This is a genomic window from Leifsonia sp. NPDC058292, assembly GCF_042880955.1.
GTDB lineage: Bacteria > Actinomycetota > Actinomycetes > Actinomycetales > Microbacteriaceae > Leifsonia.
This window is the reverse complement of the sequence record NZ_JBHVYL010000003.1, coordinates 100,195-114,637: the sequence shown is the minus strand read 5'-3', so window position 1 is coordinate 114,637 and position 14,443 is coordinate 100,195. Positions and strand designations below refer to the sequence as shown.

General features: G+C 67.0%; 12 protein-coding genes. 2 read left to right on the top strand and 10 right to left on the bottom strand.

The window, feature by feature from the left end; genetic code table 11:
* Positions 1 to 57 precede the first annotated feature (57 nt).
* The 3 genes from ACFVWR_RS03900 to ACFVWR_RS03890 are packed head-to-tail and all read right to left on the bottom strand — an operon-like array spanning position 58 to position 2,856.
* Positions 58 to 1,557, bottom strand: coding sequence for an ABC transporter substrate-binding protein (locus tag ACFVWR_RS03900; RefSeq protein ID WP_387208180.1), 1,500 nt, complete (start codon positions 1,555 to 1,557; stop codon positions 58 to 60).
* A gap of 46 nt (positions 1,558 to 1,603) precedes the next feature.
* Positions 1,604 to 2,377 (bottom strand): DUF1684 domain-containing protein, encoded by a 774-nt coding sequence (locus tag ACFVWR_RS03895; RefSeq protein WP_387208178.1) that lies wholly within the window; start codon positions 2,375 to 2,377, stop codon positions 1,604 to 1,606.
* A gap of 47 nt (positions 2,378 to 2,424) precedes the next feature.
* A complete protein-coding gene (locus ACFVWR_RS03890) occupies positions 2,425 to 2,856 on the bottom strand; it encodes a hypothetical protein (protein ID WP_387208176.1) in 432 nt (143 codons plus the stop codon).
* A 205-nt stretch (positions 2,857 to 3,061) separates the two neighbouring features.
* Between ACFVWR_RS03890 and ACFVWR_RS03885 the strand changes: the two genes are divergently transcribed.
* Positions 3,062 to 3,310 carry a WhiB family transcriptional regulator gene (locus ACFVWR_RS03885; RefSeq protein ID WP_018190103.1) on the top strand — a complete coding sequence of 83 codons (249 nt, stop codon included), beginning with the start codon at positions 3,062 to 3,064 and terminating at the stop codon, positions 3,308 to 3,310.
* Positions 3,311 to 3,429: 119 nt separating this feature from the next.
* On the opposite strand, the gene ACFVWR_RS03880 is transcribed toward ACFVWR_RS03885, so the two are convergent.
* Positions 3,430 to 4,923 (bottom strand): sensor histidine kinase, encoded by a 1,494-nt coding sequence (locus ACFVWR_RS03880; RefSeq protein WP_387208174.1) that lies wholly within the window; start codon positions 4,921 to 4,923, stop codon positions 3,430 to 3,432.
* Between the two features lie 188 nt (positions 4,924 to 5,111).
* On the opposite strand from ACFVWR_RS03880, the gene ACFVWR_RS03875 reads away from it, so the two are divergent.
* A complete protein-coding gene (locus ACFVWR_RS03875) occupies positions 5,112 to 5,633 on the top strand; it encodes an Rv3235 family protein (RefSeq protein ID WP_387208172.1) in 522 nt (173 codons plus the stop codon).
* A gap of 87 nt (positions 5,634 to 5,720) precedes the next feature.
* Here ACFVWR_RS03875 and secA read toward each other — a convergent pair whose 3' ends face one another.
* The 6 genes from secA to mtrA all read right to left on the bottom strand — a co-directional run bounded on the left by secA (position 5,721) and on the right by mtrA (position 14,402).
* Complete coding sequence (gene secA, locus ACFVWR_RS03870; RefSeq protein WP_387208170.1) at positions 5,721 to 8,528, bottom strand: preprotein translocase subunit SecA; 2,808 nt, start codon at positions 8,526 to 8,528, stop codon at positions 5,721 to 5,723.
* A 152-nt stretch (positions 8,529 to 8,680) separates the two neighbouring features.
* Positions 8,681 to 9,385: a ribosome hibernation-promoting factor, HPF/YfiA family gene (hpf, locus tag ACFVWR_RS03865; protein ID WP_387208167.1), complete on the bottom strand. Its 705-nt coding sequence runs from the start codon at positions 9,383 to 9,385 to the stop codon at positions 8,681 to 8,683.
* A 68-nt stretch (positions 9,386 to 9,453) separates the two neighbouring features.
* Positions 9,454 to 10,257, bottom strand: a complete 804-nt coding sequence (locus tag ACFVWR_RS03860) for a ComF family protein (RefSeq protein WP_387208165.1) — start codon at positions 10,255 to 10,257, stop codon at positions 9,454 to 9,456.
* Positions 10,258 to 10,375: 118 nt separating this feature from the next.
* On the bottom strand, positions 10,376 to 12,073 hold the full coding sequence (locus ACFVWR_RS03855; protein ID WP_387208163.1) for a GerMN domain-containing protein: 1,698 nt from the start codon (positions 12,071 to 12,073) through the stop codon (positions 10,376 to 10,378).
* The gene (gene mtrB, locus ACFVWR_RS03850; protein ID WP_387208160.1) at positions 12,070 to 13,698 is read right to left on the bottom strand and encodes an MtrAB system histidine kinase MtrB; all 1,629 of its coding nucleotides are present in this window, start codon (positions 13,696 to 13,698) and stop codon (positions 12,070 to 12,072) included. Before mtrB ends, ACFVWR_RS03855 begins: the two co-directional genes overlap by 4 nt.
* A gap of 20 nt (positions 13,699 to 13,718) precedes the next feature.
* Positions 13,719 to 14,402, bottom strand: coding sequence for an MtrAB system response regulator MtrA (gene mtrA, locus ACFVWR_RS03845; RefSeq protein WP_387208156.1), 684 nt, complete (start codon positions 14,400 to 14,402; stop codon positions 13,719 to 13,721).
* Positions 14,403 to 14,443 lie beyond the last annotated feature (41 nt).

The window sequence follows — 14,443 nt, the reverse complement described above, 5'->3', positions numbered from 1 at the left end:
TTCGGGGAGCCGTCGAGCGGCCCCCCGAACACACTGTGGAGAAGTGCGCCCTGTGGACTACTTCTTCGTGATGTCGTAGACGAAGAACTGCGAGTTCAGCCCGTTCACCGGGTATCCGCTCACCGAGCGCGATGCGACGACGATCTGCGGGTAGAGGTAGAGCCAGGCGCTGGCCGCATCCTTCGCGATCTGTTCGTTGACCAGCTTCAGCTTCGCCGTCTGCTCGTCGGTGCTCGAAGCCTGCTCGGCCTCGTTCACCCACGTCGCGACCTGCGGGTTATCGTAGCCCCAGTAGAAATCGGGGTTGCCGTACCAGACCACGTCGCGGTCGTTCACGTGCTCCTGCAGCGTCGCCTGGAAGTCGTGGTCTTTGAACACCTTCGAGTACCACTCGTCGGCCGAGATCGAGTTGATGTTCACGGTGATGCCCACCTTGGCGAGCTCGCTCTTCAAGAACTCGGCGACAGCCGGGTGCGGGTCGTACGTCGGAGTGTCGAGCGTGAACGTGAAACCGTTCGGCAGGCCGGACGCGGCGAGCTCCTTCTTGGCCAGGGCGACGTCGTACGGGTTCACCTTGGTGAGGTCTTCGTACCAGGGGTCGCTCGGCGGAACCATGGAACCGATGAGCGTTCCGTACTTGCCCCAGATCGACTGCAGCAGCTTCTTCGTGTCGATCGCCGAGTAGACCGCCTTGCGAACCTCGGCCTTGTCGAACGGAGCGACCTTGTCGTTGAAGGCGAGAAGCTCCTTCGTTGTCGACTTGCCGTTGCTGATCTTGTAGTCGCCGTTGCCGTCGAACTGGGTCAGCGCATCCGGGCTCTGGATGCTCGTCACGATGTCGACCTGGTTGGTCAGAAGGGCGTTCGACAGGGCGGTGGCGTCGGTGAAGTAGTCGAACACGACCTCTTTGTTCTTCGCCTTCGTGCCCCAGTAGCCGCTCCAGCGCTCGAGGCTGAGCGAGCTTCCGCGCTTCCAGGTGCCGAGCTTGTAGGGGCCGGTGCCGTCTTCCGCGGTCTTGTAGTTCGACGTGCCAGGGCCGAGGATCCACACGTAGCTCAGGTTGTACGGCAGCGAGATCGATCGGCTCTTCAGAGTGATGACCACCGTCTTGTCGTCAGGGGTGTCGATCTTCGAGATCACGTCGAGCTGCGACTTGCGGGCCGACTGCGAGTCGGGCGCGGTGACCCGTTCGATGCTCGACTTGACCGCGGCGCTCGTCAGAGGCTTGCCGGAGTGGAATTTGACGCCGTCGCGCAGCGTGAACGTGTAGGTGAGCCCGTCGTCACTGGCCTTGTAGTCGGTCGCGAGCAGCGGCTCGACCTTGCCATCGTCGGTGAGCTTGAACAGGCCTTCGTAGACGTTGCCGTTCAGCGCTTCCACGACGCCCTGGCCGCCACCACCGGTGTTGTCGAGGTTCTGCGGTTCGTAGAGCGATCCGACGGCGATCGACGCGTCAGCGCCCGATCCGCTCGACGAGGATCCGCCGGAGCAGCCGGCCAGAGCCAGCGTGGTCGCGACGACCGTGGCGAGCACGGCGATGAGCGGGGTTTTTCTCAACAGAGTTCTCCTGGGTGTGCTGTGTGGGGGTTTGTGGTGCAGCTGGTCAGTGACCGGAGGGGCCCGAGGCGTCGGACCGGAAGACGACGACCTTCTCTCCCGCCTCGACGGGCAGGTCGCACCGGTTGTTGCGCGGCGGCAGCGGACAGTTGTACTGGTCTGAGAAGCCGCACGGGGGCACGAAGGCGCGGTTGAAGTCGAGCACGACGTCGTCTCCGTCGCGGGTCACGAAGAGGAAACGCCCGGAGGCGTATGTGCCGTCGGGGCCGGAGTGCCCGTTGGTCGAGTCGCCGAAGACCAGCAGAAGGGTGCCGTCGTCGTCGAACGCGCTCAGCGTGTAATCGACTCCGTCGCGGCTGAAGGTGATGTCGCCGGGCACGACCAGGTCGCGCGTGCCGCCGTTGTCCCGGATGTGCTCGAAGGGCACAGTGCGGTCGGACGCCACGGGAGTGAACCGGGCCTGGATGACCCAGTCGGGGTCGAACGGGAAAGCGGTCACCGTGTCGAACGCGCGGATCGCCGGCGAGTCCGCATCCCACAACCGCAGTCCGCGCTGAGGTGCGCCGGTCTCGAGATCGGTGCGCGACAGCTCGGTCGCGGTCACCGTGGACGGCTGGCCGACGAGCGCGTCGGCGACCGTGGTTGCGTCATCGGGCGCCAGCCAGCGCGTCTCGACGAGGCTCAGGTTGCCGGTGGGCCCGGCCACCGATGCGAGGCGCCACTGGCGCCAGGCGTCATAGCCGGCGCGGGCGGCTTCGATGGTCTGCGGGGACGCAAGAGGGGCGGAGGGCGCGGGGGCGACGGGAGAGATTTCAGACACGATGTCGGGCATAACGTTCTGAGTCTGAAACTTGTTCCCGAGAACGCCTAGTCGTGTTGCGTCGTGTTGCGCGTGGTTGCGCGGATGACCTGCGGAGACAGAGCCAGGATCACCCCGACGACCGCGGGCACCAGCAGCGCCCAACCGAGATCCGGACGAGCGAAGATGCCCTGAAAACTGCCGACGGCGATGGCGATCTGCAGAATCTGGATGGTCACCGCGGAAGCCCGCGACCAGCTCTGTCCTCGCAGCACGGCGATCGAAGTGCCGACCACCCAGGCCGCCGCGATGGCGACGAGCACGAAGATCGCGATGGCGCTGGCGAACGACTGGGGCGTCACCGTCAGCAGGTCGATCAGCAGCCACACGGTCAAGGAGACGACCAGTGCGCTCTCGAGAAACAGCACGACGGCGAGTGCGATCAGGAGCGGTGGCCGGCTGGATGAGCGCCTCTCGGGCGCCGGAACTATATCATTCATGGGTTTCCGACTCGTGTTCACAGCGTTATCCCATACAAAACTATTGATTCATGTTAAGGGCTATGGGAGCATATTTGAGGTCGAGTTAGCGCTCACAGGGTCGTGGGCAGGTCTATCCCCACGGATCAATGAACCCTGTAGCTCGACTGCTTACCACGCATTCTAGGCCGATCGGCCATGCACACAGCAATTAAGGAGCACCCCCATGGACTGGCGCGATAAAGCTGCCTGCCTCACAGCGGACCCGGAACTTTTCTTCCCCGTCGGGAACACCGGGCCCGCCGTCGACCAGATCGACAAGGCGAAGGCCGTGTGCGCCCGGTGCACCGTCACCGAGATCTGCCTGCAGTACGCACTCGAGACCGGTCAGGACTCAGGCGTCTGGGGCGGTCTCTCCGAAGACGAGCGTCGCGCCCTCAAGCGTCGCGCCGCTCGCGCCCGCCGCGCTTCCTAGCGCGGAGCCTTCCGGCCGCGGCGCCCCCTAGTCGCCGCGCTTGCGCATCCGAGGCCTCTGCAGCCCCCTCCACACCTAGCTCACGAGGGGGCGCAGGGTGACCTCGGATTCTTCTTTGGTCAGGACTTGGTGAGATAGCGCAGCGGGATCTCGATCGTCACCTCTGTGCCCTGGCCCATCATGGTGTGCCAGTCGATCGTTCCGCCGAGCTCGCCCTGAATGAGCGTGCGGACGATCTGCGTTCCGAGGCCGCTGCCCACCTTGCCCTCGGGCAGCCCGGAGCCGTTGTCGACGACCTTGACGGTGAGGGACTCCTCCGACCTGTCGGCGATGATCTCCACCTGCCCCTCCCGCCCTGCGAGCCCGTGCTCGACGGCGTTGGTCACGAGTTCCGTCAGCGCCAGAGCCAGCGGTGTCGCATACTCGCTCGGCAGAGATCCGAAGCTGCCGGATGATTTGGGGTGCACCGTCGTGTTGTGACTCGACGCGACCTCGGCCACGAGAAGCAGCACCCTGTCGAAGACGTCGTCGAAGTCGACGATCTGGGCGAGACCCGTCGACAGCGTGTCGTGCACGACAGCGATCGCCGCGACGCGGCGCATCGCCTGGCTGAGGGCCTCCCGCGCCTCCTCGGAGTGCGTCCGCCGTGCCTGGATGCGCAGCAGGGACGCGACCGTCTGCAGGTTGTTCTTGACGCGGTGGTGGATCTCGCGGATCGTCGCGTCTTTCGTGATGAGCTCCCGCTCCTGGTGACGCAGCTCGCTCACGTCGCGACAGAGCACGATCGCGCCCACCCGCTCACCGCGGTTGCGGATCGGGATCGCGCGCAACGACACCGTCACGCCGCGAGCCTCGATGTCGGTGCGCCAGGGAGCGCGACCGGTCACGACCAGCGGCAGTGACTCATCCACCGTCATCCGGCCGCTGAGCAGACGCGTCGTCACCGTCGCCAGAGACTCCCCTTCGAGCTCCTCGGTGAACCCCATCCGGTTGAACGCCGACAGCGCGTTCGGGCTCGCGAAGGTCGTGAAACCGTCGACGTCGAGACGGATGAGGCCATCGGATGCGCGCGGAGCGCCCCGGCGCGGCCCGGTCGGCGCTCCCAGATCGGGGAAGTCGCCCGACGCGATCATGTTGAACAGGTCGTTGGCGCAGTCGTTGAAGGTCAGCTCCTGACGCCCCGGGGTGCGGGTCTCGCTGAGGTTCGTGTGCCGGGTGATGACGGCGACGGGCAGTTCCGCCGTGTCGGGCGAGTGCACATTGAGCCGACGGATGACCGGAACGGCGCGCACCCTGGTCGGGGTCTCCTCGAACCAGTCGGGAGCCGACGTGTCGATGATCTGCTTCGTCTCGTAGGCCTCGGTGACCTGCTGACGCCACTCCGCCTTGATGCGCTGGCCCACGAAATCCCGGTAGAAGAGGGTCGCCGCGCTCGACGGGCGCGCGTGAGCCACAGCGACGAAGCTGCCGTCGTCGGTCGGCACCCAGAGCACGATGTCGGCGAACGCCAGATCGGCCAGGAGCTGCCAGTCGCCGACCAGACCGTGCAGCCATTCGACATCGGCCTCCGAAGAGCGGCCCTGGGCAAGCACGAGATCACTGAGCGTCGACACGGAACCAGTCTAGGCAAGACGGAAAACGATGACGGAAGTTATCCACACGGCGTTGGTGCCCTGGACTCCCTCCGGCTCCGCTGATTGAGTGACAACCATGCGACGTCCGACAGGAACGGGGAAGGTTCCTCCCGGTCGAAGCCGCACCACCCGCCGTCCCAGACGGCGCAGCACCGAGGGGAAGATCAATGAGCACAGCGCTCGAATTCGACGTCCGCGACTCCGAGACGACGATCGCGACCAGGCCGTCCAGTCAGCGCCGCTGGCGCCACGTCACGCCGCCGAAGCTCCGGCCGGCGACGAGCGAGCCATCGCGAGCAGAGAGCGCCGCTGTGATCGACCTCGACGCTCGAACCGCCCCGCACGGTGAACCCGGCTCCCCAGTGCCGCTCCTGGTCAACCTCGCTCGGTGCGTCATCGAGATCCTCGCCGGCGTGCGGCAGCTCGATCAACTCTCGCGGTGGGTGAGTGACGAAGTGCATCTGAATCTGCTGCGCCGCGTCACGATCGCGGCCCGTTCTCGCGCGATCACCGGCGCAGTCGCTCAGCGGCCACGCCTGACAATCAGCGAGCCGCGGGTGACCGAGCCGGTCGACGGCGTCGTCGAGGCCGTGGTCATGGTTCACCAGCCGGCCCGCTCCCGCGCGGTCGCGATCCGTCTCGAGAGCTCGGAGGCGCGCTGGCGCGCAACCGCGATCACCGTGTTGTGACGGTCGCGGAGGGTGCAGCAGAGGCATCCCGACAAGCGAGCTGGGGCAGCCGTAAGGCAGCCCCAGCTCGCATCGTTCGGGTGTCGGTCAGCGCTTCTTGCCCTGAGCGCGACGGTCGGCGCGGTTGGTCGGCGCGGGCTGATCGGCGTCGCCGATCTTCTGACCGAAAGCTCCACGCTGCGTCGCACCCTGCGCGGGCGGCTCGCTCGGGGCCGCCTGCTGCTGAGCCGCGCGCTGCGCACGAGCCGTCGCCGCCTGCTCCAGCTGTCCGCGCTGGTTGCGCACCTCGACGCCACCGGCATCGCTCGGCGCGGAGTAGCTGAGTGCCGCTTCGCCTTCGCCGCGACCCAGTCCCTTCGCCGCCACGCTCGGAGCTTCGACCTCGCCGGCGCCCTGGTTGACCTCGACCTCCAGGTTGAACAGGAAGCCGACCGTCTCTTCGCGGATGGAACCCATCATCTGCTGGAACATCGCGTAGCCCTCGCGCTGGTACTCGACCAGCGGGTCGCGCTGCGCCATGGCACGCAGGCCGATGCCGTCTTTCAGGTAGTCCATCTCGTAGAGGTGATCGCGCCAGCGGCGGTCGATCACCGAGAGAACGACGCGACGCTCCAGCTCGCGCATCGCGGGTGCGCCGAGTGACTCTTCGCGGTTCTTGTACGCGATCCGGGCGTCGGAGAGAATCTCGCGGCGCATGAAGTCGCGGTTGATTTTGCCCTTGTTTCCGGCCTCGGTGATGACCTCGTCGATCGTCACGCCCACCGGGTAGAGGGTCTTGAGCTCGCTCCACAGGGCGTCGAAGTCCCAGTCATCGCCGTTGCCGTCGCCCGTGTGAGCGTCGAGGATGTCGTCGATCACAGCGGTGAGGAACTGCTGTGCGCGCTCGTGGAGGTCGTCACCCTCGAGGATGTGCCTACGGTCGCTGTAGATGGCCTCGCGCTGGCGGTTCAGCACGTCGTCGTATTTCAGCACGTTCTTACGGATCTCGGCGTTGCGCGCCTCCACCTGCGACTGCGCGCTGCGGATGGCGCGGCTGACGACCTTGGACTCGATGGCCAGATCGTCGGGAACGTTGCCGCGGCCCATCAGGCTCTCGGCTGCGCCGGCGTTGAAGAGACGCATGAGGTCGTCGGTGAGCGACAGGTAGAACCGGCTCTCGCCGGGGTCGCCCTGACGGCCGGAACGTCCGCGCAACTGGTTGTCGATACGGCGGGACTCGTGGCGCTCGGTTCCGAGCACGTAGAGACCGCCAGCGGCGACGACCTTCTCGGCTTCTTCCTGCACCTTGGCCTTCACATCGGTGAAGACCTCTTCCCACGCAGCTTCGTACTCCTCGGGGGTGTCGATCGGCGACAGCCCGCGAGAGTTCATCTCGGCGACGGCGAGGAACTCGGCGTTGCCGCCGAGCATGACGTCTGTTCCGCGGCCGGCCATGTTGGTGGCGACGGTCACGGAGCCCAGTCGGCCTGCCTGAGCCACGATCGCCGCTTCACGCGCGTGGTTCTTGGCGTTCAGCACCTCGTGCCGAACGCCCTTCTTGGCGAGGAGCCGCGACAAGTACTCGCTCTTCTCGACGCTCGTCGTGCCGACGAGAACGGGCTGGCCCTTCTCATGACGCTTCACGATGTCTTCGACCACCTGGTCGAACTTGGCCTGCTCGTTCTTGTAGACGAGGTCGGGCTGGTCTTTGCGCTGCATCGGCTTGTTCGTCGGGATGGGGACGACGCCGAGCTTGTACGTGCTCATGAACTCGGCGGCCTCGGTCTCGGCCGTACCCGTCATGCCGGACAGCTTCTTGTAGAGGCGGAAGTAGTTCTGCAGGGTCACGGTGGCGAGAGTCTGGTTCTCGGCCTTGACCTCGACACCCTCTTTCGCCTCGATCGCCTGGTGGATTCCCTCGTTGTAGCGGCGGCCCATCAGGATGCGGCCCGTGTGCTCGTCGACGATGAGCACCTCGCCGTTCATCACGACGTAGTCTTTGTCGCGCTTGAACAGCGCGTTCGCTTTGATCGCGTTGTTGAGGAACGAGATCAGGGGCGTGTTCGCCGACTCGTACAGGTTGTCGATGCCGAGGTAGTCCTCGACCTTCTCGATACCGGGCTCCAGCACACCGACAGTGCGCTTCTTCTCGTCCACCTCGAAGTCCACGTCGGGCTCCAGGCGCTTCGCGAGACTCGCGAACTCGTTGAACCACCGGTTCGCCTCGCCTGAGGACGGCCCGGAGATGATCAGCGGGGTGCGCGCCTCGTCGATGAGGATCGAGTCGACCTCATCGACGATCGCATAGAAGTGGCCGCGCTGCACCATGTCGCTCGCCTGCCACGCCATGTTGTCGCGGAGGTAGTCGAAGCCGAACTCGTTGTTCGTTCCGTACGTGATGTCGGCCGCGTACTGCTCGCGCCGCTCTTCGGGCGTCTGGCCCGACAGGATGACGCCGGTGCTCATCCCCAGAGCGCGGAAGACGCGCCCCATGAGCTCGGACTGGTAGCTCGCCAGGTAGTCGTTGACCGTGATGACGTGCACGCCTCGGCTGGCGATCGCGTTCAGGTATGCCGCCGTCGTGGCGACCAGGGTCTTGCCCTCACCGGTCTTCATCTCAGCGATGTTGCCGAGGTGAAGCGCCGCGCCGCCCATGATCTGCACATCGAAGTGCCGCATGCCGAGGGTGCGCTTGGCCGCCTCACGCACGGCGGCGAACGCCTCGGGAAGCAGGTCGTCGAGCGATTCGCCGTTGCTGTAGCGTTCGCGAAGCTCGACCGTCTCGTGCATGAGTTCTTCGTCGGTGAGTTCGCTGAAGTCGTCTTCAAGCGCGTTCACGGCTTTGGCGTAAGCCTCCAGCCGACGGAGGGTACGGCCCTCGCCGACGCGGAGAACCCTTTCCAGTACTGAGGCCACCTATGCACTCCACTTGGTCTGTTGAGGCGAAGTTCGCCCGGGTAGAAACTCCCCCAATGCTAGTGGGTTGAGCAAGTGCTTTCCTGAGAGAGGACGCCGATGGACGTCACCGCCTGGGTGACGTCCATCGACGCGTTCGTGGGCGCCTTGCGTCAGGCGTCGAGCTTGCGACTGGCGGTCGCGACCTCCTGCAGCTCGTCGGCGTCGCCGTCGAGTGAGATCACCCCGTAGTCCCAGCCTTTGCGGCGGTAGACGACGCTGGGGCGCTCGGTCTCGTGGTCGATGAAGAGGTAGAAGTCGTGGCCGACGAGCTCCATGTAGTAGAGCGCGTCGTCGACGGTCATCGGCACCGTGGCGAAGACCTTCTTGCGGATCACGACAGGTGAGTAGTCGTCTTCCGTGTCGGCGGCCGCCTCGGCCTCATCGGACACCACGGGGATGCTCCCCGTGCGAACCTGGTCGAGCACGGCGACCGGTGCGGCCGCGATCCCGACTGCGCTGAACCCGTCGGTGCTCGCCTCACGCAGTGACGTGGGACGGTGCTGCCCGCGGTGGACCTTTCTGCGGTCTTTCGCTCGACGCACGCGTTCGAGGAGTTTCGCGATCGCCACGTCGAAGGCCGAGTACTTGTCCGCACCTGTCGCCTCCGCACGCACGACCGCGCCGGGGCCGACGAGCGTGAGTTCCACGCGATCGTTTCCGGATGCGGCGCCGAGCTTCTCGCTGTGACGGCTCACTTTGATCTCGAACGAGATGGCCCGTTCTGCGAGATGAGAGACCTTCGCGGCCTTCTCGGTGGCGTATTCACGGAAGCGATCAGTGATGTCCAGGTTTCGTCCGATGATGTTGATGTCCATTGCGACCTCCCTGATCTGACGTGTCACTCGCCCGGATCCCGAAGGGCGGGTCATCCACGCCTTTTCGACTACCGTAGTGCCGTCGTGGTCGGTTGGGAACCGGCAATGTCTCCTGATCCACCCTGCACTCCCTGTGTACTCGCCAGGCTCTCCCTGCGAGCTCGCCGGAGCTCGGTGTGGGCGATGGCGGCGGCCCCGATCACCACCCCGCCGACCGCCTCGATCGCGCGGGCGGCCTCGCGGACGGTGGCCCCCGAGGTGACGATGTCGTCGACGATCAGGCACGCCCGGCCCCGCAGCCGCGGCGCCGCCTCGAACGACCCTCTCCGGTTGTCCGCCCGCCCCGCCGCGGTCAGCCCCGCCTGATCCGACACCGCGCGCACCAGGCGCAGCGATGCCATCGACCGCGCCGGCGCGAGCCCGGCGCGACGGAGCGCAGCGGCGGTGGGGTGATAGCCCCGGCGCCGGAAGGCGGCGCGGGTCGACGGGATGGTGACGAGCACCAGGCCGCCGGCGCGCTCGCGAGGGTCGCAGCCCGAGACCGCGGCTGCGACGGCGGCGCGAAGAGCCTGCGCGAGCGCGCGTGTCGCATCCGTTCTCCCGTGGTCTTTGTACGCGAGGATCACCGAACGAACCACTCCCGAGTAGTCGAGCGCCGCCCAGACCGGCGGACCCGACGCCAGGTCTTGGATGCGGGTCGGTCGTGGTGTCAGCTCGGTCAAGCAGGTTCGGCACAGCGCGCGGTCGGGCGCGCCGCATCCGCTGCAGGTGACGGGCGACAGCACCGCGATGGCGTCGAGCACCGCTTCGCGCACCGACCACGCGATGGTGCTGCTATCGGGGACGCGCGCCCGGGATCGGGATGTGTTCATGGGTCAAGCCTCGGACGGAAGCGACCGTGGCGGGCGTCGTCACGCCGATCTGTGGACGGCAAGCTCCGAGGTCTCGTTGTGGAGGAGTCCGGCCCGACGAAGGCCCCGAAAAACGCCGCTACGGCTGACCCAGCTGAACCGCGACCGCGCCGACCTTGTCGGTCTGTGCCTGCCACCCTGTTCCGGTGGGCGCCTGCAGCGACCCGGCCGACGTGAGCACGAGATACCGGGAGAGACCACCGGCACCGACGATGGTTCTGCCCGCCCCCGGGCCGGCCGTCGTGCTGAGCATGCCGCCGATCGGCTGCTCCGCGATGGCTGTCGCGTCTCCCGTCGTCGAGCTCAGAACGGCGACGCCGAGCTCTCCCGTCCACGTCACCGAGCGCGGCGTGCCCGCGCCCAAGGCCAGGTCGATCGGTTCGCTCAGCGCGGTCGGCTGACCGTTCTCGCCGCGCGTCACACCGACCGCGACGAGCGAATAGGTGGAGCCGGTCTTCAGCACGGCGACGAGCCGCGCTCCGTCGCGCGAGACGGCGAAGGTCACGATCTGGGTGGCGGCCGGCCAGTTCGTCTTCACCGCCCGCGGCGCGCCGTCCGGGCCGAAGACCTCCAGGGCGCCCGGCGACGCCGACGGCACCGACCAGAGCCACCCGTCGTTGTCGATGGCCGGCGCGATCAGGCCGCTCCTGGCGTCGACCCTCGCCGCGTCGGCCGTTCGGCGCACCAGGTAGACGGCGCCGCCCTCGGCGAGCACGGCGGCCTGGTCACGCGCGGCGTTCAGCGCGACGGCCGCCGGCTTCAGCGCGACGATCTTGTCGCTCAGGCCGCTCAACTCGGTGACGGTCGATCCGCTCAACAGGCCGAACTCGCCCGAGCGGTAGACGATGGGATGCGAATCGACGGGAGGATCCTGCATGGGCGTGTTCCCGCCGCTCAGAGGAGCGACCTGCTGCACGCTCCCCTCGATCGAGAGCTGCACGGCCTGGGCGAGCGTGCCGAGGCTCGCTTCGAGCTGCAACTGCATGCGCTGAAGCTGCAGGGCGTCCGCCTGCCCGACTTCAGAGCTGAGGTCGACCCGGGCGGCGCCGTCCTGCGTGGTGACGGCGGGCACGGCCAATTGCGTGCCCTCGGGGAACGCCGTGGCCACGGCGCCGGCCAGCCACTTGGACGGTCCGGTCAGCACCGCCTTCGTGACCCGTGTCGCCGCGCTCGCGACGCGGGCGGGGAACCAGCGAGCATCCGGCACCAGATAGGCGTAGTCGTGGCTGAAGAAGTAGAGCGTCTGCTGCGTGTAGACCGCGCGGAACGTGGGCTCGTCGATCACGACCCCGTTGGGCGCGACCGAGATGCGCCATTCCCCGTTCTCTTTGCGCAGTTCGTAGCGCAGGGTGACCGGGGCCGTCGAGGAGACGGGGTGGTATGCCCCTCCGCTGTCGACATCGGCGACGGGGGCGACCTGCAGCGTCCACTGCGAGCCTTCGCTCTCGAAGACGCGATCGCGGCCCTCGTCGACCGTCACCGACTCATCCGGATTCCAGCTCGCCGACATGGCCGGGGTGAGGTACTCGCGGGCGATGGCGAAACCGTTCTTGGGGCTCGACGCCGCGTCGATGAAACCCTGCACGATGCGCTGCTGCGACGCGCCCTTCTCGGGCGGCGACGGGTTGAAGTCGAGGTCGAGCGGGTCGGTGACCTGCGCGATCGGGGCACCCTGGCGCACCGGCCCGGAGGCGGGGATGCTCGCGCAGGCAGCGAGCCCCGCCACCATCACGGCGGCGACGCCGGCAAGGAGGAGCTGTCGGATGCACCGGCTCACGCGTGCGTCTCCTTTCCGGTCGCCAGCGCAGGACCGGCGACCCCGGCATCCAGCGGTGGCAACGGCACAGGCGACGAGGTGATCTCCTTGCCCGCGACGCGTGGGAGCGTCAGCCGGAAGCACGAGCCGGCGCCGGGCGCCGACCAGACCTGCAGCCAGCCCGAGTGCAGCGTCGCGTCTTCGAGCGAGATCGCAAGGCCGAGCCCGGTGCCGCCGATGGTTCGTTTGCGCGACGGGTCGGCACGCCAGAAGCGGTCGAAGACGTGATTGACGTCTTGCTGGCTCATCCCCAGCCCGTAATCGCGAACGCTGAGGGCGACCGCGCTCTCGTTGCTGTCGACGGTGACGATGACGGGCCTGCCCTCGCCGTGCTCGATCGCGTTGCCCAGCAGGTTGCGCACGATGCGGCGGATGCGACGAGGGTCCATCCCGACGTCGAAGTACCCGCCGGGCGCTTCCAGACGCAGCTCCGAGCCGTTCTGGTCGGCGAGGGTGCGCATCTCGTCGACGGTGTCGTCGGCGAGCCGCACGAGGTTCGTCGGCTCGGGTTCCAGCGCCACCGAACCGGCGTCGTAGCGGCTGATCTCGAGGAGGTCGGAGAGCAGTCTGTCGAATCGCTCGATCTGGGTGTGCAGGAGCTCGGCCGTGCGTTCGGTGGCCGGCGGAAAGTTCTCCCGCTGGTCGTAGATCACGTCGCCCGCGAGGCGGATCGTCGTGAGCGGGGTGCGCAACTCGTGCGACACATCCGACACGAATCGTTGCTGCAGCTGCGACAGCGACGCGAGCTGATTGATCTGGCTCTGCAGGCTGTCGGCCATCCCGTTGAAGGAGCGGGCGAGCGAGGCGAACACGTCTTCGCCCTTCTCGGGGATGCGCACCGCGAGATCGCCCGAGGCCAGGCGCTCGCTCGTCTCGGCCGCAACCCGGATGGGCTGCACGACGAACCGCACGATCACCCAGGTGATGGCGCCGATGAGCAGGATGAGGGCTATCCCGGCGAGCGCGAGCGTTCCCTGCACGAAGACGAGCGTGTCTTCGGCGTCGCGGAGGTTGTAGCCGATGTAGAGCTCGTAGCGGCCGTAGCTGGGCAGGGTCAGTTGTGTGCCGACGACGATGCCGGGGTCGTCCGACCCGTCGGCGCCCGGCAACGCGACGGACTGGTAGAACTGCTTCGTTCCGCCCTTCTGCACCTGTTCGCGCAGCTCGTCGGAGATGACGACGTCGAGGCCCGGGCTGAACCTGTCGGAGGGGGCGGGAACGGTCGTGTCCTGACCGGGCACCCGATACGCCGCGACCAGGCGGCTGGAGGTCGACGTCTGCACGATGGTGAGCGCCGAGTTCAGGAGGTTCTTGCCCGAGTCGCCCGACGACACGTCGGCGGCGTTCATCGCGTTCTGAGCGGCGGTCGTCGCCCGGCTCGAGTCGCCGAGAGACTGATCGAGTCTCGACTGGTAGAGGTCGTTGCTGATGCTGAGCGACATGTACACGCCCGTCACGAGGATGGCGGCGCCGGTCAGCAGAAGGGTGATCGTCACCGTGCGCACCTGCAAGGAGGTGCGCCAGAGGCGCGCGAGCACCGACGGCACCTGCCGCCACCACTGCCCGTCCAACCACCGGTACCGCATCGCCCGATTTCTCTGTCGCGCTAGGTGACGACGCCTGCGCGGTAACCGACCCCGCGCACGGTCATGACGATCTTGGGGTTGTCCGGGTCTTGCTCGACCTTGGCGCGGAGCCGCTGCACGTGCACGTTCACCAGACGGGTGTCGGCCTTGTAGTGGTAGCCCCAGACCTGTTCGAGCAGCATCTCGCGGGTGAAGACCTGCTGCGGTTTCGACGCGAGCGCGAGCAGCAGGTCGAACTCCAGCGGTGTCAGGTTGATGCGCGAATCCCCACGCTTCACCTCGTGGCCGGCGACATCGACGAGAAGGTCTCCGATGCGCAGCTGCTCGACCGCCGGCGTCGAGGATGCGGGGCGAAGCCGCGTGCGGATCCTCGCCACCAGCTCTTTCGGGTTGAACGGCTTGACCATGTAGTCGTCGGCGCCCGACTCGAGGCCTTTGACGACGTCTGCGGTGTCGGACTTGGCGGTGAGCATGATGACGGGCGTACCCGATTCGGCCCGGATGCGGCTGCACACCTCGATGCCGTCGATTCCCGGCAGCATGAGGTCGAGCAGCACCAGGTCGGGCTTCGCAGACCGGAACGTCTCGACGGCGAGGGAACCGTCTTCGCAGAAGACCGGGTCGAAGCCTTCGGTACGCAGCACGATGCCGATCATCTCAGCGAGGGCGGTGTCATCGTCGACCACCAGGATTCGACTGTTCATATCCCCGATTCCAACAAGAGACCGCGCTATGAGACGCGGAT

Coding starts and splice junctions, on each gene's coding strand:
- ACFVWR_RS03890 (WP_387208176.1), bottom strand. CDS start 2,856: ATGAATGATATAGTTCCGGCGCCCGAGAGGCGCTCATCCAGCCGGCCA.
- mtrA (WP_387208156.1), bottom strand. CDS start 14,402: ATGAACAGTCGAATCCTGGTGGTCGACGATGACACCGCCCTCGCTGAG.
- ACFVWR_RS03875 (WP_387208172.1), top strand. CDS start 5,112: ATGAGCACAGCGCTCGAATTCGACGTCCGCGACTCCGAGACGACGATC.
- ACFVWR_RS03860 (WP_387208165.1), bottom strand. CDS start 10,257: ATGAACACATCCCGATCCCGGGCGCGCGTCCCCGATAGCAGCACCATC.
- hpf (WP_387208167.1), bottom strand. CDS start 9,385: ATGGACATCAACATCATCGGACGAAACCTGGACATCACTGATCGCTTC.
- ACFVWR_RS03885 (WP_018190103.1), top strand. CDS start 3,062: ATGGACTGGCGCGATAAAGCTGCCTGCCTCACAGCGGACCCGGAACTT.
- mtrB (WP_387208160.1), bottom strand. CDS start 13,698: ATGCGGTACCGGTGGTTGGACGGGCAGTGGTGGCGGCAGGTGCCGTCG.